Below are 22592 nucleotides of genomic sequence, written 5' to 3' on the forward strand. Positions count from 1 at the left end.
TCCGAAAGTTGCGCAATTATCTGGACGGGTGCATGGTTAAGAGGTGAAGCGAGCGAAGCTGGCCGACATCGCGGCCGCTGCCGAGGTCACCGTGCCCACCGTCTCCAAGGTCCTCAACGGGCGCAGCGACGTCTCGGAGCAGACCCGCGCCCGCGTGTGGGAGATGCTGGCCGCGGCCGGATACGAGCGCCGCGGCCCGGCCGGCCCCGCGGGCGGCGCGGTGGGGCTGGTCGACCTCGTCATGGACGGCGTCGAGGGATCGTGGGCGACCCGGGTGCTCGGCGGCGCCGAGCAGGCGGCCGCCGAGGCCGGCTGCGACGTCGTGGTGCTCTCGGCCCGCGAGGTGCGGGCCGGCCGGGACTGGGTGGACCGGCTGGTCTCCCGCGGCTCGGCCGGTGCGGTCCTGGCGCTGGTCGACCCGGCGCCCGCCGAGCGGGAACGGCTCGCGGCGGCGGGCGTGGCCCTTGTCGCGCTCGACCCCGGTGTCGAGCCGTCGTCGGGGCTGCCCAGTGTGGGGGCCACCAACTGGGCCGGCGGATACGCGGCAGTGCACCATCTGACCCGGCTCGGCCACACCCGGATCGCCGCTCTCGGCGGCCGCGAGGACCAGATCAACAGCCGTGCGCGGCTCGACGGTTACCGGTCCGCGCTGGCCGCGGCGAACATCCGGGCGCGCAACTCCCTGATCAGGTACACGGACTGGAGCAACGCTGGCGGCGTCCGGCAGGCAACCGCCCTGCTCAGGCAGCGCGACCGGCCGACCGCCGTCTTCGCCTGCTCGGACCACCTGGCGCGCGCCGTCTACCGGGTCGCGGCCGACCTCGGCCTCGACATCCCCGGCGACCTGAGCGTCGTCGGCTTCGACGACCTGCCCGAGGCCCGCTGGCTGACCCCGGACATGACGACCGTCCACCAGCCCGTACGGGAGATGGCAGCCGAGGCCGTACGCCTGCTGCTGCGTTTGCGCGACGGGGAGTTGGGCGGGGCCGAGCGCGTCGAACTGTCCACCAGCCTGGTGGTGCGCAACAGCACCGCCCCGCCTCGCCGACCCTAGCTGTGTGACGCCGGGCCCTCCCACGAGCCGAGCAGCCGGTCGTGCGACCAGCTCAGGTGCTCCCGCATCGCCGCCGCGGCCCCTTCGCCGTCCTTGCCCGCGAGGCAGCGGTGGATGGCCGAGTGGGACTCCTGCGCCTTCTCCAGGGATCGCGGAATGCGGTTGGTCAGCCGCCTGCTGGAGCGCAGCGGCTGCTCGATGCCGGTCATGATGGCGCGGGCCAGCAGGTTGCCGGCCGCGTCGGCGATCACCGAGTGGAAGAGCAGGTCGTGTTCGAGGAAGGCGTCGGGGTCGTCGAACTCGGTTGCCATCACGGTGAGCAGCTCCGCGAGCCTGCCCAGGTCCTGCTCGGATATCCGGGCGGCGGCGAGCCGCGCCATGTCCGGCTCCAGCATCATCCGGAAGGCGTTCAGCTGCTCGTACATCTCCGGGGTGGGGTGGTGGTCGAGCAGCGGGGTCAGCACGAAGGGGTCCAGGACGTTCCACTCCGTGACCGGGAGCACCACGGCGCCGCGCCCCTGCCGGATCGCGATCATGCCGCGCTCCTCCACGGCCTTGAGCCCCTCCCGCAAGGCCGTCCTGCTGACCCCGAACTCGGTCTGGAGCTCGGTCTCGGTCGGCAGGAGCGCGCCCTTGGGCAGCTCACCGCGGGCGATCCGCTCGATGATCTCGACCATCACCACGGTGCCCAGCCGCTGCGGCCGGATGATGGCGGCACCGCCGCCGGCCGCGCCGATCGCAGTCCGCTCCAACGGTGACCTCCGGCGAATTGTGGAGTGATCAGCCAATCATCGCATGTTTGACCCGCCCGGAAGGCCACTCAACGGGACCCCGCCGCCGATCCGGCGGTCACCGCCGCCCAGGACTCCGGCGGCAGCGTCAGCCGCGTGGTGCCGGCCCCGTCCGCGGTCACCGCGAGCGGGGCGAGGGCCGCGTGCCGGGCCACGGCCCGCCCGCCGTGCAACGGACCCTCGGCGCCCGCCGCCAGGCACACCGCCGACACCTCGCCCCAGCTGCCGAAGGCACGGTGGTCCAGGACCACGTCGATCGCCTCGGCGGCCCGGTTGGTGAGGAAGACCGCGGCCGTGCCCGACGCCTCGTCGTGGGTGGCGGCCGCCGCGAGCAGCGGCACATCGTCGTGCCGCGCGGTGGACAGCTCGCCGCCGCGGACCCTGGCCACCAGGCTGTTGCCGCGTGCCAGCGCGGCGGTTGCGGCGATGGGGCCGAAGATCGCCTGCCGCCACGCCTCGCCGCCGGGCCTGGTCATGATCGGGGCGATCACGTTGACCAGCTGGGCCTGGCAGGCGACCCGTACCCGGTCGCTGTGATTGACCAGGCTCATCAGCAGATCGCCCACCACGACCGCGTCGAGCGCGCTGTAGACGTCCTCGATCCGCGGCCCCGAGACGTCAAGCGTCAGGCTCTCCGAGCCGGCGAACCGCTCCCAGTACCAGACGTTCCACTCGTCGAAGGAGATGCTCAGGCGCTTGCGGCTGTGCTTGCGTGCCGCGACCGCGTCCACGGTGGCGACCACGTCGTCGATGAAGCGGTCCATCGCCGCGCCGGAGGCCAGGAAGCTGCGCCGGTCGCCGTCGTGCTCCTGGTAGTAGGCGTGCATGGAGACGTAGTCGGCGACGTCCCAGGCCCGTTCCAGGACCGTCGACTCCCAGTACCCGAACGTCGGCATGCCGTGGTTGGAACTGCCGCAGACCACCACCTCGATCCCGGGGTCCACCAGCTTCATGGCCTTGCCGGACTCGGCGGCGATCCGGCCGTACTCCGCGGCGGACATGTGCCCCGTCTGCCAGGGCCCGTCCATCTCGTTGCCCAGGCACCACAGCGGCACGCCGTAGGGCTCGCGGCGGCCGTTGGCGGCCCGCAGGTCGGACCAGTAGGTCCCCCCGGGGGTGTTGCAGTACTCCACCAGCGCCGCCGCCTCGGTGATGCCGGCGGTGCCGAGGTTGACGGCCATCATGGGCTGCAGCCCGCCGCGCTCCGCCCAGCCGAGGAACTCGTCGGTGCCCACCTGGTTGGTCTCGACGGAGCGCCAGGCGGTGTCCAGCCGGCGCGGGCGCCGGTCGGCGGGGCCGATCCCGTCGCGCCAGTCGTAGCCGGAGACGAAGTTGCCGCCCGGGTAGCGCACCAGCGTCACCCCGAGCTCGGCCACCAGAGCCGCCACGTCCGAGCGGAACCCGTACGCGTCGGCCGCCGGATGCCCCGGTTCGTGGATGCCCGTGTAGACGCAGCGGCCCATGTGCTCGACGAAGGAGCCGAACAGCCGGCGGTCGATCGTCCCCCGGTGGTGGCCGGGGTCCAGCGTCACCGTTCCCACCCGGCGGTCGGCCGTCATCGCGCACCGCCCGCGACCTGCTGCGGCAGCACCCCGGAAGGGCACACCGCCGCCAGCCACTCGGCGGCGATCAGCGCGTCGCCCGCCGGGGTGGGGTGGATGCCGTCCGTCGACCAGGTCTCAGGACCCGACCTGGCGGCGGCCTCGCGCATCGCCCGGTCGAGCGGGACGAGCCGGGCGCCGAACTCCTCGGCGAGGTCGCGCACGGCGTCCCTCTTCGGGTCCAGGTCCTCCCGCCAGGACTGCGCCACCTCTCCCATCGGCAGCAGGAACGGCTCGGCGAGCACCAGCCGGGAGCCGCAGCTGTCGGCGACCTGCCGCAGCAGCCCGCGCAGCCGGGAGGCGAAGGTCCGCACATCGGTGGGGTCGTCGCTGTCGTAGCGCCGCCAGGTCTCGTTGACGCCGATCAGCACCGACACCACGTCGGGAGCCAGGTCCAGGCAGTCGTGCTGCCAGCGGCCCGCCAGGTCCACGACCCGGTTGCCGCCGATCCCGCGGTTGACCACGGTGAGGCCGCGGCCCTCCCGGCGGCCCCGCAGCACGCCCGCGGTCATCGCGACCCAGCCGTCGCCCAGGCTGCCGGGATCGGCGTGGTCGCGGCCCTCGTCGGTGATGCTGTCCCCGATGAACAGCAGGGTCTGCTCGGTCCGCCCGCTCATCGGTCCACCAGCACGGTCGTCACGGAATACCCCTTGAGTTCGATGGTGAAGTGCCCCTCCGCGTCGACCGGGAGGCCGTCGCGGGGTCGTTCGTCGGCGTACGCCAGCCGTACGCGGCCGCCGGCACCGGACGGATGGCGCAGCCTGACAGCGCGCGCGGCACCGGTCAGGTCCTGCACCCGCAGCACCAGACCTCCCGGCTCGCGGCTCTCGGCCACGCTGATGTGCACCCCGTCCGCAGCCCCCAGGTCCAGCAGGGCGCCCCGGTCGGCGGGCAGCGGGCGCGGATCGGTGTCGGCCTTGTCGAGCCAGGTCACGTCGCCGGCCACGGCGGGGACGCGCAGCTCGCGGCCGAGCCGGGAGGCCCGCTCGGGGTCGAAGGCCGGCAGCGGCGTGAAGGAGTAGCGCAGGTCGAGCGGGCCGCGCTGGGCCGGCGGTGTGTTGGTGGGCCAGTGGTTGTTCATCACCCAGCTGAGCAGCCGGCCGTCGCCGGCGTCGAACGCGTCTGGCCACGTGGCGCGCACCACGTCACCGACGGTGAACAGCGGTGCGTCCTGCGACGTCCAGGCCACGGCCGGACCCTGCTCACCGCTGGAGACCACCACGCCGTGCTGGGTGGTGAACCACTCGTGGCAGGCGCCGGGCGAGTGGTCGCGGGCCGGGTCGATCCAGCCCAGCTGCCGGTCGTAGCGGATCACCGGATCCTCGACGGCGAACGGGAAGGCCACGTAGACCGACTCCTTCGCCAACCGGTAGTCCTTGTCGAGCCGGACGCGCACGTCGACGGTGTCGCTGTCGTCGCGCAGCAGCACCTCGACCTCGACCGAGGGCAGCGTCGGGCCTGACCCCCGCGCGCGCAGGCGCCACCCGTCGTAGGTACGGGTCACGCCGGCCGGCCGCATCACCGCAGCGGTGACCTCGGGGGCGAACGGGCGTGCCTGCGGGCGCCGGTCGGACAGCGAGGTCATCCACGGCGACAGGTCGTCGTGGTCGCCGGGCGGCGGCGGGTCGGGGAGCGCCGCGTACAGCACGGCGCCCAACTGCCGGCCCGCGGCCTGGTCGATGAGCTGCCGGCCGGACGGCCGGTGCAGCAGCCCTGTGACCATCCCCTGGGCGTCGAGGGCGACCTGCCAGCGGGGGCTGTCGACCTGCATGCCCCCCGCGCCGGGTCCGTCGTCCGACCCGCTCCCGCCCGCGTCCCGGCCGCCGGGGCCGGCCGGCTGCACCTCGTGATCCGTGGCGATACGCAGCGCGCGGTAGCCGAAGGCCGGCAGCCCGGGCACCGTCAGGCGCACCCGGCGCAGGCCGCCCATGTCGTGCACCACCTCGGTCGGGACCGGGCGGCCGTCCAGCAGCAGCCGGTCGGCCCGCTCGATCTCCACCTCGACGTCGGCGCTGCGCTGCCAGTTGAGCGGGTTGTAGACCAGCAGCGTGGGGCCGTCGGTGGTGACCAGCTCGCCGAGCTGGCTCAGGGCGCGGCGGGTCTCGTCGGTGCCCGTCCGCCACGCCGAGTGGATCTGGTGGCGTTTCCAGTCCAGGTGGTCGTGGCCCTCGTCCGCGTCCGGGTGGGCCGACATGTGCGACCAGGTCCAGGTGTGCTCGCAGCCCGCGAGCAGCGCCTCCCAGGCGCCGTCGAGCTCGTCCCGCTTGGGCCGGTACGCACCGCCGGCCCGCGAGGTGAGCGCGGCCAGGTTCTCGGCGACCGGCACCAGCATCTGGGCACGCCGGTAGACCGCCTCGATCCGTGCCGCGGTGCCGACCCCGTCCTCCCAGTAGCTGCCGCCGTCGCCGCGCCACACCGGCAGCCGGTCGGACAGCGGGCGGACCCGGTCGAGATAGCTGGAAAGGGTCGACAGCACCATCCGCGGATAGGCGTGGACCTCGTTCCAGCGGCGTACGAAGTCCGCGTCGCCGTCTCCCAGGTCCTCGTTGTCGGCGTGGCTGCCGATGACGGGAAGGTCCTGCGGCAGGTAGTCGTCGCGCTCGTAGCGGGACACGAAGCGGTCGAACGCCTGCTCCGCGCCGGCCATGGTCTGCGGGTCGGACGCCATGAAGCGCAACTGCGAGTAGGAGTCGGAGAAGTGGGTGAGCACCCGCTCCCCGTCCACTCCCTCCCACATCACGGGGGACAGCAGGTGGGCGGTGTCGCTGTCGCTGTTGGCGCCGCGGGCGTGGTTCGCGATGCCGGCGAAGCCGTCGATGCCCAGCGCGGCCAGCAGCGAGGGCATGGCGGCGGTGTACGAGGGCACGTCCGTCAGGTGCGCGGTGCGCACGTCGACGCCGTGCTCGGCGCGCAGCGACGCGCTGAAGTAGGCGGCCCTGAAGCACTCCTCAAGGCTGGCCACCCCGGACAGGAACAGGCTGTGGAAGGCGTTGACGGCCAGGCTGCCGTCCCGCAGCGCGTCCAGGACCGGCGCCGCGCCGCTGCCCTGCCGGGTCGCCAGGTGCTGCTGGACGACGACCGACCCGTCGACCGTGAAGCGGAAGCCGGGGTCCCGGCGCAGGACCGCGACCGCCCGGTCGAGATTGCGGCTGTGCAGCTCCAGCACCTTGCCCTGGTAGTCGGTGAACCCGATGTCCAGGTGGATGTGCGGGACCAGGTGCACCGTCCACTTGCGGCCGGGGACCAGCCAGTGCCGGGTGACGCCGTCCCCGACGCGGACCTCGGCGTCGGCCGGGCCTGCCAGCTCCGGCACGCAGAACTCCACCTCGACCTGGCCGAAGTCGCAGCCGCGTGCGGGCAGCGGGACCCGGTGCACCGTGCCGCCGAGGGTCACCACGGCCTCGGCGTCCTGCGCCGCGCCGGCGGGCAGCGCGGTGGACAGCGCCAGCACCTGGCGGAGCGCGGTCCCCCCGCCCACGAAGCGGGGCGTGCAGCGCAGCGTGGTCGGCAGCGCCTGACCGGGCGCCCCGGTCAGGCTCACCCCGTCCCAGCTCAGCCCGCTGCCGAACCAGGAACCGTAGACCGGGTGGCCGTGGCCGATGTCCTCGCCGGGGTGCCCGGCGTACCGGTCCGGGTGTCCGGGGGCGTCGATGACGGTCGCGACGGACAGCCGGTGGGCACCGGGCGGCAGCCAGTCGCCGGGCAGCGGCACCCGCAGGTCGACCGAGCCCGCGATGGGGGACTGGCGGAAGACCTCGCTGCGGTCGTCGCGTACGACCACCGGGTGGAAGATGCCGGTGTGGCCGCCGACGGCGATCTCGATCTGCGGGCAGGGGCCGTGGCCGGCGAAGAAGGTCAGCCGCAGTTCGAAGGCCTCGGCGGGCCGCTCGACCTGGAAGTCGACCTCGATCCGGTGTCCCTGCCAGCCGTGGTGCGCGTCCAGCGGCCCCGGATGGAAGGCGGGCCAGTTGCTGTCGGGCCGGTCGCTGCCGGTGTCGTAGCGGCGCAGCGGTTCCTGGTCCGCCGGCCAGTCGCCGGCGAACTGCATGGGGCCGCGGCCATGGCGGCCGATCGCGAACACAGTCTGCGTATCGGGTGGTTGGTCGGGCACGGTGCCTCCGGGCGGGCCGAGGAGGGAGCGGTCGGGCGGTGCGCCTGGCCGGTGTCGGCTCGCTTCCGGCGAGCGGGCAGGCACCCGTGATCGACACTTGACGCTAGGTGGACCGCGCAGCGGTGTCAATGATCCGAACCGGTTCATTACGAACCGGTTCGGATGGCGGCTATGATGTGCCGGTGTTGGCGGGGCGACCGATCCGCGGCCGCGTGGCCCGCGTGTGGTGCGGACGGATGAGAGTGGGTGCAGCGATGGCGGAGGCCGCTGACCGGCCGTCGGCGCCGGGCCGCGGGACGAGGCGACCGACGATCGTGGACATCGCACGGGAGGCCGGGGTCGCGAAGGTCACCGCCTCCTACGCGCTCAACGGGCGGTCAGGGGTGGCCAAGGAGACCCGCGAGCGGGTGCTGGCCGCGGCCGAACGCCTCGGCTGGCAGGCCAACAGCGCCGCCCGCGCCCTGTCGGCGTCCCGCAGCGGCTCGGTCGGCCTGGTCCTGGCCCGGTCGGCCGGCACCCTGGCCTTCGAGCCGTTCTACATGCAGCTCATCTCCGGAATCGAGGCCACGCTCAGCGCCGGACGCCACGAACTGGTCCTGCAGCTCGCCGACACCGTGGACGCCGCGCTGGAGACCTACCGCGGCTGGTGGACCCGGCAGCGGGTGGACGGGGTGCTGGTGACCGACCTGCGGGTGGACGACCCGCGGGTCGACTGGCTGCGCGAGTCGGGCATGCCCGCGGTGGTGATCGGCGCGCTGGAGGGCGGCGAACTGCCGTACGTGTGGAGCGACGACGCCGACGTCATGCGCTCGGTGGTGCAGTACCTCGGCGCGATGGGGCACCGGCGGATCGCCCGGGTCAGCGGCCCGAAGGAGTTCGTGCACACCGCCGTGCGGGACGAGGCCTTCGCAGACGCCGCCCGGCTCTTCGACGGCATGACCACCACCGTGATCGCAACCGACTACACCGACGCGGAAGGCGCCAGGGCCACCAGGACCCTGCTCACCTCCACCGCCCCGCCCACCGCGATCGTGTACGACAACGACGTGACGGCGGTGGCGGGCGTCGGCGTGGCCGAGGAGATGGGCGTCGAGGTGCCCGCGGAACTGTCGGTCGTCGCATGGGACGACTCGGTGCTGTGCCGGCTCAACCGCCCGGCGCTGACCTCGGTCAGCCGCGACATCGTCCGCTACGGCACGCATGCGGCGCAGCAGCTGCTGCGCGTTCTTGACGGCGAACCCGCCGGTGAACTGCGGGACGTCACGCCCTACCTGGTCCCGCGCGGCAGCACCGCCCCGGCCCGCAAGGCGCGCCCGCGCCGGGGGTGATCCGGCCGGCGGTGCGCTGAACGGCGACCCGGCCGGTGGCCCGCCCGGGCGCCGCCGACCCCGCATGCCCGCCCGGCATCCCGCGGGGACGCGCGCATGTCCCGTGCCGCCGGGCGGCGTACGCGTGCACGGCGACTCCGCACACCCGCGCCCGGTCCGCCGCGGACCCGGCGTGCCGGGCCTTCGTACCGGCCCTTCCTGCTGCCGCGCCCTCCGTTGGGCCACTCGCGCAGTCGCGCCCGAGCCTCCCCACGACCCGTCGCGGCGAGCCGCCCTCGGGGTGCGGTCCGCCGGGCGCGGCGCCGGGCGGCCGTACGAAATGCTGCTGCAGCACCGTTGACATGCGAACCGGTTCGGGTGTTGTCTCCCCTGCATGACAGACACCCCGGCACAGGCGGCCCCCGCCTGGCTTGCTGACCGGCCCTGGCTCGGCGTCAACTACTGGTCGCGCTGTGGCGGGCCGCGGATGTGGGACCGCTACGACCCGCGGACCGTCGAGGACGAGCTCACCGCTCTGCGGCAGCACGGCATCGGCGTGACCCGCTCGTTCCTCTACTGGCCGGACTTCATGCCCGCGCCCGACCGGCTCGACGAGCGGCTGCTCGACCGCTACCAGCACTTCCTCGACCTGCACGCCCGGCTGGGCATGCGCACCGTACCCACCCTGATCGTCGGACACATGTCGGGCCAGAACTGGGATCCGGCCTGGCGGGCGGGCCGCGACGCGTACAGCGACGTGTGGTTCGTCGGCCGGCAGTCCTGGTTCGCGGAGCGGATCGCCCGGCGGTTCGCCGGCCACCCGGCGGTGGCCGGCTGGCTGCTGTCCAACGAGATGATCTGGTACGGCGGCTTCGGCGAGGTCGAGACGGTCACCACCTGGGCGCAGCTGCTCACCCAGGGGCTGCGCGCCGGCGGCGCGACCGAGCCCATCGCCCCGGGCGACGGCGGCCGCAGCATCGAGCTGTCCGGCCAGGACAGCGGCTTCCGCACCCGCGAACTGCTGCCCTGGTCGGACTGGCTCGGCCCGCACGTCTACCCCGACGAGGCCGACCCCGTCACCGCCCACCTGCACGCCGCGTTCGTCTGCGCGCTGGCGGCGACGCTGGACCGGCCCGTGGTGGTCGAGGAGTTCGGCTGGTCCACCGACCTGATGTCGGACGAGAACATCGCCCACCACTACCGGCAGATCCTGCACACCACGCTGCTGGAGGGGGCGCGGGGGTGGCTCGGCTGGAACGCCGTCGACCTCGATCCGGTGGCCGGTCAGGACCCCTATCTCAAGCACCCCCACGAGCTGCACTTCGGCGTGCTGGACGCGCAGTTGAGGCCCAAGCCGGTGCTGGAGGTCTTCGCCGGCTTCGCAGCGACCCTGGACGCCGCCGCGGGAGCCGGGCGTGCCCCGGCGGCCACCGCACTGGTGGTTCCCGCGCAGTTCGACAGCTGGGACGAGTTCGTCTCTGAAGCCGAGAGGGTCGCCGCCTTCCGCGCCATGCGGTCGGCGTGGATCGCGGCCCGCTCGGCCGACCTCGCCGTCCGCCCGGTGCGGGAGAGCGCCGGCCTGTCCGGGGACGAGCGGCTCTATCTGGTGCCCTCGCCCGTCCAGCTGTCGGCGCCTTCGTGGTCCTGGCTGGCGGCACGGGCCGAGGCCGGCGCCACCGTGCTCGTCACGCGCGGCACCGGCGGCACCCCGGGACTCGACCAGCTCTTCGGCGTGCGGCACGAACTGCGCCGAATGCGCGGCGCCCAGCCGGAGTCCGGCGAGGTGGCGCTGCGGCTGACGGTGGACGTCGGCCCGCTGCCGGCCGGCACCACGCTGCGGCTGCACGGGAGCGGTACCGCCCCGGCGCGCCTCGATGTGCAGCCGGACGGCGCCCAGGTGCTCGCGGTCGACGGCGACGGCCGTCCGGCCCTGCTGCGCAGGCCGGTCGGCGACGGTGCGATGGTGCTGTGCGCCTACCAGCTGGAGGCACTGGCCGACGGCGGGACGCCCGGCAGCCGGCGGGCGCTGGCCCGGCTCTACGACGCGCTCGCCTCCGAGGCGGGCGTCGAGCGGCCCTGGCGCTCCACGAGCTGGGACGTGCTGATCGACGCCCTGCAGACCCCGCAGGGCGACCCCCTGGTGTGGGCGGTCAACCTCAGCGGCGACCCGGTGGCCACCGACGTGCTGGGACCGGACGGCGGACCGCTGGTGGACCGGGCGACCGGCAAGCCGGTCGGCACGCTGGAACTGGCGCCCTACGCGGTCGCGGTGATCGGGCCCGACCTCGGCAGAACCCGCGGCACCGGCACGGGGGGTGCGCGATGAGGGCGCGGCTGCGTACCGCCGCCGCGGTGGCGGCACTCGCGCTGCTGGCCGCGGTCGGCGGGTGCTCGGGCACCCGGAGCGCCGCCGGGGGCAGCGTCATCGTCGCCGACACCGGCGGGGGAGGGCTCTACACCCACAACTTCAACCCGTTCGCGGTCAACGCGGCCTCTGGCACCCGGGGGTTCATCTACGAGCCGCTGTTCTTCTTCAACAACGCGCGCAAGGGCGCACCGGTGCCGCAGCTCGGTACGGCCTACGCGTTCTCCGACCATGGCAAGGTCCTCGACCTGACCCTGCGAAAGCACGTCACGTGGAGCGACGGCAAGCCGTTCGGCAGCGCCGACGTGGCCTTCACCTTCGACCTGATCCGCAGGACGCCGAGCCTGAACACCGGCGGACTCGACCTCACCGCCGTGCGGGCCACCGACGCCGACCACGTCCGGCTGACGTTCCGCACCCCGGCCTACGTGCAGTTGCCGGTCGTCGCCGGGCAGACCATGATCGTGCCCGCACACCTGTGGAAGGGCGTGGGCGACCCGTCGACCTGGGCCAACAGCAAGCCGGTCGGCACCGGCCCCTTCGTCCTGCGGACCTTCTCGCCGCAGGCGGTCACCTTGATGAAGAACCCCTCCTACTGGGAGCAGGGCAAACCCGCGATCGACGGGGTGCGGTACATCCTCACCTCCGGCAACTCAGCCTCCGACGCGGGACTGCGGGCCGGTACCACCGACTGGGGCGGCGTCTCCTTCCCGGGCCTGAAGAAGAACTACCTGGACCGCAGCAGCGACAACCACATCACCACCTTCTCGCTGGCGACCACCGACCTGCTGCTCAACCTCGGTGCGTGGCCGGGCAACGACCTGGCGGTCCGCCAGGCGGTCTCGCTCGGTCTCGACCGCGAGCGGATCTACCGTCTCGGCCTGGAGCCGACCAGCGTCGGGGGCTACCAGAAGGCGAGCCCCGTACAGATGCTGCGGCCGGCCTTCAGCTCGGCCGTCTCACCGGCCTACCGCGGACTGGAATACCACTACGATCCGGCCACCGCGCGGAGCACCCTGCTCAAGGCCGGCTACACCATGGGCGGCGACGGCTTCTTCCGCGACCGGACGGGCCGCCGCCTGTCGATCCCGGTCGAAGTGGTCTCCGGCTACACCGACGTGATCACCATGGCGCAGGTGATGGCGCAGCAACTGCGCCAGGTCGGGATCGACTTCACCATCCGCCAGGCCTCGGCGACGTCGGTCAGCACCGACTTCAGCCAGGGCAGGTACACCGCGCAGATCACCAACGTCTACGGCGGGACCACCCCTTACTACGCCTGGAACCAGCTGCTCAACAGCGCGCTGACCGCGCCGGTCGGCAAGCCGGCCGTCGGCGACCAGATCAGGTTCCGCAACCCCGAGGTCGACGCCGCCCTCGCCGGCGTCCGCGCCACCGACCCGGCCGACACCGCGGCCCTGCAGGCGTACTACGACCGGATCCAGAAGGTGCTCGTCGAACAGCAGCCGGTCATCGGGCTCCTCCAGTCCGTTCAGGCCGGCGAGTACTCCACGGCGAGGGCGACCGGCTATCCCACCGCCGCCGACCTGTACGCCGTGCCGGTTCCCTGGTCCGCGCCCGACGCCGCGATCGTCGCCAAGAACCTGAAGCCGGCGTCGTGAAGCGCCCGGACCGCGACGAGCGAAGGGCCGGGTGACCGCCGTGTCGTACCTGCAACGCAAGATCGCCTTCTACCTGGTGGCCGTGGTCGCCGCGCTGGGGCTGAACTTCTTCATCCCGCGGCTCATCCCCGGCAACCCGGTCGACGCCATCCTGGCCAAGACGCAGAACCAGGCTCCGGTGCCGCCGTCGGCCCGGCACGCCCTGGAACTGCAGTTCGGGGTGAGCAACGAGCCCTTGTGGCGGCAGTTCGCCGGCTACCTGTCCAACCTCGCCCACGGCAACTGGGGCCTGTCGGTCACCTACTACCCCACCCCGGTCACCGAGGTCATCAAGCAGGCACTGCCCTGGACCCTCGTTCTGGTCGGCGCCGCCACCACCCTCAGCTTCCTGCTGGGGACCGCCGCCGGAGCGGTGGCCGGATGGAAGCGCGGCAGCTGGATCGACAACGTCATCCCGGCCACCACCTTCACCGCCACCATCCCCTACTTCTGGCTGGCGCTGCTCTTCCTGTACGGCCTCGCGCAGGTCCTGCCGGTCTTCCCGCTCAACGGCGGGTACGACCCCGCGCTGGTCCCGGGCTGGAGCGGGTCGTTCCTGTCCAGTGCCGTCTACCACTCGGTGCTGCCGGCACTGACCATCGTGGTCGCCTCGTTCGGCGGCTGGCTGCTCGGCATGCGCAACATGATGGTCTCCACGGTCGCCGAGGAGTTCGTGCTGACCGCCGAGGCCAAGGGCATGCGCCCGCGCTCCATCATGATCGGCTACGCCGCCCGCAACGCCATGCTGCCGTCGGTGGCCGGATTCGCCATCTCGCTGGGATTCGTCGTCAGCGGCTCGGTGATCACCGAGACCGTCTTCTCCTACCCCGGCATCGGCAACAACCTGGTGCAGGCCGTGCAGAACGACGACTACCCGCTGATGCAGGGCATCTTCCTGGTCATCACGCTCTCGGTGCTCGGCACCAACTTTCTGGTGGACGTGCTCTACGCGTTCATCGACCCGCGCACCCGGCAGCGGTCATGAACCGCGCAGAAGGGCTCACGCCGATGGGCGACCTGCCAGAGGACACCACCAGCGAGCAAGGCGGCGGGACGGCCACCGTGACCACCGCCGCGCCCACCGGTGACATCGTCACCACCGTCGTGCCCTCCCGCACCCGCAGGCGCCGATGGCTGGGGACCTCGCGCAAGCTGCAGGTCGGCACCGGCATCGTCGCCTGCTTCGTCCTGGTCGCGCTCATCGGTCCGTTCTTCGTCGGGGACGCCAACGCCTTCGCCGGCCCGCAGCTGCAGGCGCCCAGCTCCGCGCACTGGCTGGGCACCACCAACACCGGCCAGGACGTGCTGTCCCAGCTGGTCGTCGGCGCCCGCGGCTCGCTGCTGATCGGCGCACTGTCCGGCGTGCTGTCCACGGTGATCGCGTTCCTCGTGGGCGTCACGGGCGGCTACCTCGGCGGCCTGGGCGACGAGATCCTCTCCCTGGTCAGCAACGTCTTCCTGGTCATCCCCGGTATCCCGCTGCTGATCCTGGTCACCGACTACGTCCACAGGACCGGCCCGCTGGTGATCTCGCTGACCATCGGGCTGACCAGCTGGGCCGGCGGGTCACGGGTGCTCAGGGCACAGTCCCTGTCACTGCGGCAGCGCGACTTCGTGGACGCCGCCCGGGTCAGCGGGGAGCCGGGCTGGCGGATCATCGGCTGGCAGATCCTGCCCAACCTGCTGCCCATCCTCGCCTCCGGATTCCTCTTCGGCATGATCGGCGGCATCCTCACCGAGGCCGGACTGACCTTCATCGGGCTCGGCGACCTCAACTCGGTGACGTGGGGCACGATGCTCTACTTCGCCCAGAACGGCCAGGCACTCTCCCTCGGCGCGTGGTGGTGGTTCGTCCCACCGGGCCTGTGCATCGCGGTGATCGGCGCCGCCCTGTCCCTGGTCAACTTCGGCATCGACGAACGGGTCAACCCGCGGCTGCGCGTTCCCGGACGCCGCAACAGGAAGGTGGTGCGCCGGTGATCCCGCGCAGCCAGGGCCGGACAGCGCAGCCCGACCGGCAGACCACCCCCCGTCCCCCCGCTCCGCCCGGCGAGGGCACGCCCGTGCTGCGGGTGCGCGACCTGAGCGTCGACTACCTCGGCGACACCGCCGACACCCACGCGGTGCGCGGCGTCAGCTTCGAGCTGTCCCGCGGCGAACTGCTCGGCCTGGCGGGAGAGAGCGGCTGCGGCAAGTCGACCCTCGCCTACGCCGTCGCACGGCTGCTGCGGGCTCCGGCCGTCGTCACCGGCGGAAGCGTCGTCTTCGAGGACGCGGAAGGACCCGTCGACGTGCTGTCGCTGGGCTCGGAGAAGCTGCGGCTGTTCCGCTGGAGCCGGATCTCGATGGTCTTCCAGAGCGCGATGAACGCCCTCAACCCGGTCCGCTCCCTGCAGCGGCAGCTGGAGGACGTCTTCACCGCGCACCACCCGCGCATGACCAAGGTCGAACGCGTCCGGCGATGCCGCGAACTGGTCGAGACGGTGGGCATCGACCCGGGCCGGCTGCCGGCCTACCCGCACGAGCTGTCCGGCGGGATGCGGCAGCGCGCGATGATCGCCATGGCGCTGGCGCTGCAGCCCGACGTCATCATCATGGACGAGCCCACCACGGCCCTCGACGTCGTGGTGCAGCGGGACATCCTGCTGGAGATCAACCGGCTGCGTGCCGAACTCGGCTTCTCGGTGCTGTTCATCACCCACGACATCTCGCTGCTGCTCCAGATCAGCGACCGGGTCGCGATCATGTACGCAGGAAAGATCGTCGAGGTGGGCACCGCGGAGCACATCCGCGACCACCCCGGCCACCCCTACACCGCGGGTCTGCTCGGTTCGTTCCCCGACCTGCACGGACCCCGCCGCGACATGCGGGGCATCCCCGGGTCGCCGCCCGACCTGTCCCAGCCGCTGCGGGGCTGCCAGTTCCGCGAGCGCTGCCCGTACGCCTTCGCCGCCTGCGCCGACGTGGAGCCCCCGCTGGTGCAGGTCGGCGCCACCCGTGCCGCCTGCCTGCTGCACGACCGCGACGTCAACCCCGGCGGGGCGCCGCCCGCGGAACTGCGGGGCGCGTTCCCCGCCCCGGCCGGCGGGACCGAGGAGGGATCAGCATGACCACACTGCAGGTCGCCGGGCTGACCAAGGAGTTCGCCATCCGGCAGCGCCGCAGCGGCAAGCAGGTGCTGCGCGCGGTCGACGAGGTCTCCTTCACCCTGGAATCGGGCCGCACCCTGGCACTGGTGGGCGAGAGCGGCAGCGGCAAGTCGACCATCGCCCGCATCCTGGCCAAACTCACCCGGCCGACCGCCGGCGACTTCACCCTCGACGGTGTCCCCGCCGGCACCGGCCTCGGGCGCGAGCACCGCTACCGTGCCGCGGTCCAGATGGTCTTCCAGGACCCCTTCGCCTCGCTCAACCCCGCCCACACCGTGGGGTTCCATCTGGCCCGCCCCCTGAAACTGCACGACCGGGTGCCCGACGGCAGCAGCACGGACGAGGCGGTCGCCGGGCTGCTGGAGCGGGTGAACCTGCGGCCGGCGGCGCAGCTGGCCGGCCGGTATCCGCACGAGCTGTCCGGCGGGCAGCGGCAGCGGGTGGCCATCGCCCGGGCGCTCGCGCCCCGGCCGCGGGTCCTGCTCGCCGACGAGCCGGTGTCCATGCTGGACGTGTCGGTCCGGCTGGAGATCCTCGGCCTGATCGACCGGATCAAGCACGAGGAGGACCTGGCGGTCCTCTACATCACCCATGACCTCGCGACGGCCCGGCACTTCGCCCAGGAGCTGATGGTGATGTACCGGGGCCAGGTCGTCGAGCGCGGCCCGAGCGACCAGGTGATCGCCGCGCCGGCCCACCCGTACACCCGGCTGCTGGCCGACGCGGCCCCCGACCCGCGCCGCCGGCTGACCGCCGCCGACAGCCCGTCCCCGGCAGGACCCGCCGCCGGAGCGGAACGGACCGCGAAGGCGGCGGCCGGAACGGAACGGAGCCACTGCCTGTTCGCCCCGCGCTGCCCCGCGGTGATGGACATCTGCCACCGCCAGGCACCGCCCACCGTCCAGGTGCAGCCCGGCCGGCAGGCCATGTGCTGGCTGCACGCCGACCGCACCACTGACGCAGAACCGGAGTCACGATGACCCTGCGACGCCCCACCCGCCACCTCACCGACGACGGACCGTGGATCGGCGCCAACTTCTGGTCCCGCAGCGGCGGTCCGCTGATGTGGCGCAGCTACGACGACGACGTCGTGCGGCAGGAGCTGACGGTACTCAAGGAGCACGGCCTCAACGTCGTGCGGTCCTTCTTCTACTGGCCGGACTTCCACCCCGCGCCCGACACCATCGACGAGACCTGCGTCGAGCGCTACCGGATGTTCCTGCGGGCCTGCGAGGACATCGGCATCGCCACCATCCCGACCTTCATCGTCGGCCACATGTCCGGCGCCAACTGGGACGTGTCCTGGCGCGGCGGCCGGGACATCTACGCCGACGGCTTCGTGCTGGGCCAGCAGGCCTTCTTCATCGAGCAGATGGTGCGGCGGGTCGGCTCCTCGCCGGCCATCGCGGGCTGGCTGATCAGCAACGAGATCATCTGGTACGGCGGCAGGACCACCCGGGAGTACGCCCGTGCGTGGGGCCTGATCTGCACCCAGGCGGTACGCGCCGGGGGTTCGCAGCTGCCGGTGGCACTCGGCGACGGCTGCGGGACGGTCGAGAACACCGGCGACGACTGGGGGCTTCGGATGTCGGACCAGGACGACATCAGCGACTGGACGGGCCCGCACTCCTACCCGATGTCGGACGACCAGACCCGCCAGATGTTCCATGCCGCCTTCCTCTGCGAGTCCTCGCACTTCGGCAAACCCGTGGTCCTGGAGGAGTTCGGCGTCACCTCGGCCTTCGTCTCCGACGAGCACGCCGCCGACTACTACCGCCAGGTGCTGCACCACACGCTGCTGGCCGGCGCCACGGGCTGGATCGCCTGGAACAACACCGACTTCGACCTGCTCGACCAGGACCCCTACCGGCACCACCTGTACGAGCTGAACTTCGGCATCACCACCTCGGCCGGCAAGCCGAAGCCGCCGCTACTGGAACTGCGCGACTTCGAGGCGGTACTGCGGGCGGTCGACTTCGGCCGGTGCTCGCGGGCGGACACCGGGACAGCGGTGCTCCTGCCCTCCTACCTCAGCGCCGACTTCCCGATGATCGATCCGGCCGAGCGCCGGATCATCCCCGAGATCGGCCTGCACGCGTACATCGCCGCCAAGCGCGCCGGTCTCGCCCCGGCCGTGGTCCGCGAGCAGGACGGGCTGCCGGACGCCGGGCTGGTGCTGATCCCCTCCAACAAGGCGCTCACCGGCACGACGTTCCAGCAGCTGCCGGCGGCAGCCGAGGCGGGCAGCCATCTCTACCTCTCCTGGTTCAGCGGCGCGGGCACCGGCCAGCGCGGAGCGTGGTGGCCGCAGCTGGAACCGCTGTTCGGCGTCCGGCACCGGCTGCGCTATGGGCTGAGCGAGCCCGTCGCCGATGTCGTCACGCTCACCGTGGAGCACGGCTTCGGCGACCTGGCCGCGGGCGACCGGCTGACCGTCAGGGCCGCAGGAGCCGAGCACACGCGTGCGGTGCTGCCCATCGACCCGCTGGACGCCGAGGTGCTGCTGACCGACGCGCGGGGCGAGCCGGCGCTGATCCGGCGCCGGATCGGGGAAGGAGCCCTCTATCTCGCGACGATGCCGATCGAGTACTTCGGCGCGGTGCGCAGGGACGCCAACGAGGACGACGACGTGTGGCGGCTGTACCGGGCGCTGGCGCTGGAGGCCGGCGTCGCACCCGAAGTGTCGGTGGACGACGGCCGAGTCGTGTGCGACGAGGTGACGCACGCCGAGGGCACGCGCTACGTGTGGCTGGTCAACACCACCGCCGAGGCCGTGGCGGCCAGGCCGAGGCTCGCCGCGGGCGCCCAGCTCACCGACGTGCTCAGCGGCGAGGACCTCACCGCGAAGGCCGACCTGGCCCCGTTCGGCGTCCGGGTCGCGCGGCTGGGCGGCCGGTCATGAGCCGGCTCGGCGCCTTCGTGCGCGCACGGCAGCCCGCAGCGCCGCGCGGCAGGTCCCGCAGGCTGCGGCCGGCGGGCTGCTTCCTCGCGCTGACGGCCCTGGCGGCCGGCGCGTGCAGCGGGGCCGGAGCAGGGGGCAAGGACCGGCTGCTGGTCATCGAACCCGGCCAGTCCGGCCAATACGTGAACAACTTCAACCCCTTCTCGACCCAGTCCATGCTGCCGTCCAAGGGCGAGATATACGAGCCGCTGTTCTTCTTCAACACCGGCAGGACCGAGCCGCCCCGGCCCCTGCTGGCGACCGGCTACTCCTTCACCTCCGGCGGCAGGAAGCTGAACCTGACCCTGCGCGAGGGCGTGACCTGGTCGGACGGCAAACCGTTCAGCGCGACCGATGTCGCGTACACCTTCAACCTCATGGCGCACGACCCCAAGCTCAACCAGTACGCGGTCCCGATCACCGGGGCCACGGCGGTCGACGCCACCCATGTCACGGTGGACTTCGGCAAGGTCGCCTACACCCAGCTGTGGTATGTGGCCGGCCTGACCTTCATCGTCCCCGAGCACATCTGGAAGACGGTCAAGGACCCCTCGACCTTCACCGACACCAAGCCGGTCGGCACCGGGCCCTTCACCCTCAAGACGTTCACCCCGCAGGCCATCACCATCGTGAAGAACACCGGCTACTGGGAGAAGGGCAAGCCGGCCATTCCCGGGGTGCGCTACGTGACGTACTCCAGCAACGCCGGTTCCGCCGCCGCGCTGATGGCCGGTCAGCTGGACGTGGCCGGTATCGCGATGGCCAACATGGACCAGTTCCTCAAGAAGAGCACGACCCACCACATCGCCAAGGTGACGATGTTCATCACCAACCTGGAGGTCAACAACCGCACCTTCCCGACCGACGACCTCGCCGTCCGCCGGGCCATCAGCCTGGGTATCGACCGTGACGCAGTCAACCGCCTCGCGGTGAAGCCGACGGCGGGCCTCGCCGCCAACCCGGCCAGCCCCGCCCAACTGGTGCTGCCGCAGTACCAGTCGTTCCTCTCCCCGCAGTACAAGGACCTGAAGTTCGGCTACGACCCCGCGGCGGCCGAGCAGGCCCTCACCGCGGGCGGCTACACCAAGGGCTCGGACGGCTACTACCGCAAGGGGGGACGCAAGGTCTCCCTCACCGCGCAGGTCATCGCGGGCTACACCGACCAGATCACCGTACTGCAGGTGATCAGCCAGCAGTTGAAGAAGATCGGCATCGAGGTGAAGACCCAGCAGGAGTCCCCGGCCAGCTTCTTCGGCAACCGGGGCCAGGGCAGGTTCCAGATGCTGATCAACAACGACGGCGGCGGCAGCGTGCCGTTCTACACCTACAAGTCGCTGCTCTACAGCAAGTCGGTGCCCGGAGCCACGACGCTCCCGAACCCGGTCGGCTTCTCCGATCCGGCGGTGGACGCCGCGCTCGACACGATCGAGACGACGGACCCGAAGAACACCGCCGCCCTGCAACGGCAGTACGACGTCATCGAGAAGGCGTTCGTCGACAAGATCCCCTACATCGGCCTGCTCCAGCCTCTGGGCGCCGCCGAGTACCTGTCCACACACCTGAGCGGATTCCCCACCGAGGACAACCTGTACGCCAACCCGGCCCCGTACCAGGGTCCGGACAACGCGATGGTGCTCAAGAACATCACGCCGTCGCAGAAGTAGTCCGCTGCACCAACGCCTCCCTGACACACCCTCATGTCGCGGCCCGCCGGGAAACCGGCGGGCCGCGATGCGTGCAAAGGGTGGACAAGCGCAGCAACACATGTTTAGATCATCCAAACATCATATGAATTTCCTTGCTCTCCCGCGTGTTCGCCGGCGCCGTACCCGCGCTCAGCCAGAAGGGATCGGCCGTGCACCTGATCCGTTTCGTCCGTCCCGGGAAACGCCCCGCCGTCGGGGTCGTCGACGCCGACGGCATCACCGCGGTGCCGGACGCGGCCTCGATGGCCGACCTGCTGACTCTGCGCCAGAGCGAGCTCAAGTCGCTCGTCGCGTCGACGGCCCGTGCCGAGCGCATCCCGCTCGCCGAGGTGGAGCCGCTGCCCCCGATCGACGGGCGCACCGAGGTCTGGGGTTCACGCGTCGCCCGCCCCGACCCGCAGGCCGGCCGCCCGGCGGCCCTCAACCCGCCCGCCATCCACGACGCCGTCTACGACGCCGAACGGCCCGAGCTCTACTTCAAGTCCGTACCGTGGCGGATCGTCACCGACGACGAGCCCGGCGGAATCCGCCGGGACGCCGTATGGAGTGTCCCCGAGCCCCAGCTGGCGCTGGTGGTCAACCGGTACGGCGAGATCGTCGGGGCCACCGTGTGCGACGACCTGACGGCCCGCTCGATAGAGCACGAGAACCCCCTCTACCTCGCCCAGGCGAAGGTCTACGCCGGCAGCTGCGTGCTCGCCTCGCGCATCCGCCCCTGGTGGGAGATCGCCGACCCGACGGCGCTGGAGACCACGATGACCATCCACCGCGGCGGCGGGGTCCGCTTCCGCGGCACGGCCGGGACCGCCGAGCCCGGCCGCTGGTTCGCCGACCTGATCGTCTGGCTCTTCCGGGAGCAGAACTTCCCCGACGGCGTGGTGCTGGCCACCGGCAGCGCGATCGTGCCGCCGCCGGACGTCACGCTCGACCCCGGCGACCGCATCGAGATCACCATCGACGAGGTCGGCACGCTGACCCACTCGGTCGTGTGCGACCCCGCCGCCTTCCAGTGGCTGGGGGCACCGCACGACCCGGCGGGCCGGCGCCGGCTGGCGGCCGCAGGGACGACCGGGCGCTGGTAGCCGGCGCCGGGCACCGCGGCCGCTCAGCGCCAGCCCTGTTCCGCGAACCACTCCGCGCACCAGCGCGCCCACCGGCCCACGTAGGGGTCCTGCGGTGCCAGGCCGAGCCCGTGTTCGCCGTGCGGCAGCACGTGCAGCTCCACCGGGACGCCCGCGCGCCGCAGCGCGGTGGCGTAGCGCAGGCTGTGCTCGACGTCCACGGCCCCGTCGTCGGCGGTGTGCCAGCAGAACACCGGGGGCGTCGCCGGGTGCACCGCGTACTCCAGGGACACCGCCCGCCGGTCGGCCAGGGACGGCTCCGGGCCGAGCAGCGCGTCGAGCGAACCCGGATGCGGCAGATGGGCGAAGGAGACCACCGGATAGCAGAGCACCGCCAGGTCCGGCCGCTCCCCGCCGTGGGCCTGCGGGCCGCCGGCCAGCCAGGCGGCCAGGTGGCCGCCGGCGGAGAAGCCGAGCACGCCCACCCGCCTCGGGTCGGCGCCGGGGCCCGCGGCACCGGCGCGCAGCGCCCGCATGGCGGCGCGCGCGTCGTCCAGCGGGCCGGTGCCGCCCTGGGGCCGGAGGCTGTAGCGCAGCACGGCGGCGTGCAGGCCCAACCCGCCCAGCCAGTCGGCCACCACCTCGGCCTCGTGGGGCGCGTGGCCGCTGTAGCCGCCGCCGGGCAGCACGAGCACCACCGGCGCGGGCTCGGAGGACTGCGGCGCGGGACGCAGGCTGAGCCGGCCGTCGAGCAGTTCGGTCACTGGGTTCGCCTCCTGGGTGCGGATACCGCTCCAACGTACCGGGGTGCAGGCCACGGCTCTGCGGGCAGCCGCCGGCGCGAC

16 protein-coding genes are annotated in these 22592 nt (G+C 72.5%); 11 read left to right on the top strand and 5 right to left on the bottom strand.

Translation table 11 applies throughout. The features are described 5' to 3' along the window. The first annotated feature begins 43 nt into the window (after positions 1–43). Complete coding sequence (locus tag ACQPW6_RS29095) at positions 44–1054, top strand: LacI family DNA-binding transcriptional regulator (protein ID WP_433892659.1); 1011 nt, start codon at positions 44–46, stop codon at positions 1052–1054. Here ACQPW6_RS29095 and ACQPW6_RS29100 read toward each other — a convergent pair. The 4 genes from ACQPW6_RS29100 to ACQPW6_RS29115 form a co-directional block, all read right to left on the bottom strand. Beyond that, positions 1051–1806, bottom strand: coding sequence for a FadR/GntR family transcriptional regulator (locus tag ACQPW6_RS29100; RefSeq protein ID WP_433892660.1), 756 nt, complete (start codon positions 1804–1806; stop codon positions 1051–1053). The two genes, ACQPW6_RS29095 and ACQPW6_RS29100, sit on opposite strands and share 4 nt — an antisense overlap. A gap of 68 nt (positions 1807–1874) precedes the next feature. Next, positions 1875–3404 carry an alpha-N-arabinofuranosidase gene (locus ACQPW6_RS29105; protein WP_433892661.1) on the bottom strand — a complete coding sequence of 510 codons (1530 nt, stop codon included), beginning with the start codon at positions 3402–3404 and terminating at the stop codon, positions 1875–1877. Next, a complete protein-coding gene (locus ACQPW6_RS29110; RefSeq protein ID WP_433892662.1) occupies positions 3401–4063 on the bottom strand; it encodes an SGNH/GDSL hydrolase family protein in 663 nt (220 codons plus the stop codon). The genes ACQPW6_RS29105 and ACQPW6_RS29110 overlap by 4 nt, the downstream gene beginning before the upstream one ends. Next, positions 4060–7557, bottom strand: coding sequence for a hypothetical protein (locus tag ACQPW6_RS29115; RefSeq protein WP_433892663.1), 3498 nt, complete (start codon positions 7555–7557; stop codon positions 4060–4062). The genes ACQPW6_RS29110 and ACQPW6_RS29115 overlap by 4 nt, the downstream gene beginning before the upstream one ends. A gap of 314 nt (positions 7558–7871) precedes the next feature. Between ACQPW6_RS29115 and ACQPW6_RS29120 the strand changes: the two genes are divergently transcribed. The 10 genes from ACQPW6_RS29120 to ACQPW6_RS29165 all read left to right on the top strand — a co-directional run bounded on the left by ACQPW6_RS29120 (position 7872) and on the right by ACQPW6_RS29165 (position 21768). Beyond that, positions 7872–8885, top strand: a complete 1014-nt coding sequence (locus ACQPW6_RS29120) for a LacI family DNA-binding transcriptional regulator (RefSeq protein WP_433892664.1) — start codon at positions 7872–7874, stop codon at positions 8883–8885. A 373-nt stretch (positions 8886–9258) separates the two neighbouring features. Next, on the top strand, positions 9259–11190 hold the full coding sequence (locus ACQPW6_RS29125; RefSeq protein WP_433892665.1) for a beta-mannosidase: 1932 nt from the start codon (positions 9259–9261) through the stop codon (positions 11188–11190). Then, positions 11187–12851: an ABC transporter substrate-binding protein gene (locus tag ACQPW6_RS29130; RefSeq protein ID WP_433892666.1), complete on the top strand. Its 1665-nt coding sequence runs from the start codon at positions 11187–11189 to the stop codon at positions 12849–12851. Before ACQPW6_RS29125 ends, ACQPW6_RS29130 begins: the two co-directional genes overlap by 4 nt. Before the next feature lie 40 nt (positions 12852–12891). Further along, complete coding sequence (locus ACQPW6_RS29135) at positions 12892–13875, top strand: ABC transporter permease (RefSeq protein ID WP_433894697.1); 984 nt, start codon at positions 12892–12894, stop codon at positions 13873–13875. 23 nt (positions 13876–13898) lie between these two features. After that, entirely contained in the window at positions 13899–14870 is a 972-nt protein-coding gene (locus ACQPW6_RS29140; RefSeq protein WP_433892667.1) for an ABC transporter permease, read from the top strand. 83 nt (positions 14871–14953) lie between these two features. Next, a complete protein-coding gene (locus ACQPW6_RS29145) occupies positions 14954–16000 on the top strand; it encodes an ABC transporter ATP-binding protein (RefSeq protein ID WP_433894698.1) in 1047 nt (348 codons plus the stop codon). After that, positions 15997–17019, top strand: coding sequence for an ABC transporter ATP-binding protein (locus ACQPW6_RS29150; protein WP_433892668.1), 1023 nt, complete (start codon positions 15997–15999; stop codon positions 17017–17019). Before ACQPW6_RS29145 ends, ACQPW6_RS29150 begins: the two co-directional genes overlap by 4 nt. Next, entirely contained in the window at positions 17016–18941 is a 1926-nt protein-coding gene (locus ACQPW6_RS29155; RefSeq protein WP_433892669.1) for a beta-galactosidase trimerization domain-containing protein, read from the top strand. Before ACQPW6_RS29150 ends, ACQPW6_RS29155 begins: the two co-directional genes overlap by 4 nt. Continuing rightward, positions 18938–20644 (top strand): ABC transporter substrate-binding protein, encoded by a 1707-nt coding sequence (locus ACQPW6_RS29160; protein ID WP_433892670.1) that lies wholly within the window; start codon positions 18938–18940, stop codon positions 20642–20644. Before ACQPW6_RS29155 ends, ACQPW6_RS29160 begins: the two co-directional genes overlap by 4 nt. A 134-nt stretch (positions 20645–20778) precedes the next feature. Next, positions 20779–21768 carry a fumarylacetoacetate hydrolase family protein gene (locus ACQPW6_RS29165; protein WP_433892671.1) on the top strand — a complete coding sequence of 330 codons (990 nt, stop codon included), beginning with the start codon at positions 20779–20781 and terminating at the stop codon, positions 21766–21768. Between the two features lie 23 nt (positions 21769–21791). Here the strand turns inward: ACQPW6_RS29165 and ACQPW6_RS29170 are convergent, their stop codons facing one another. After that, positions 21792–22511, bottom strand: a complete 720-nt coding sequence (locus ACQPW6_RS29170; RefSeq protein WP_433892672.1) for an alpha/beta hydrolase — start codon at positions 22509–22511, stop codon at positions 21792–21794. Positions 22512–22592 lie beyond the last annotated feature (81 nt).

Source organism: Streptomyces sp. CA-111067, assembly GCF_050956065.1.
Taxonomy (GTDB): domain Bacteria; phylum Actinomycetota; class Actinomycetes; order Streptomycetales; family Streptomycetaceae; genus Actinacidiphila.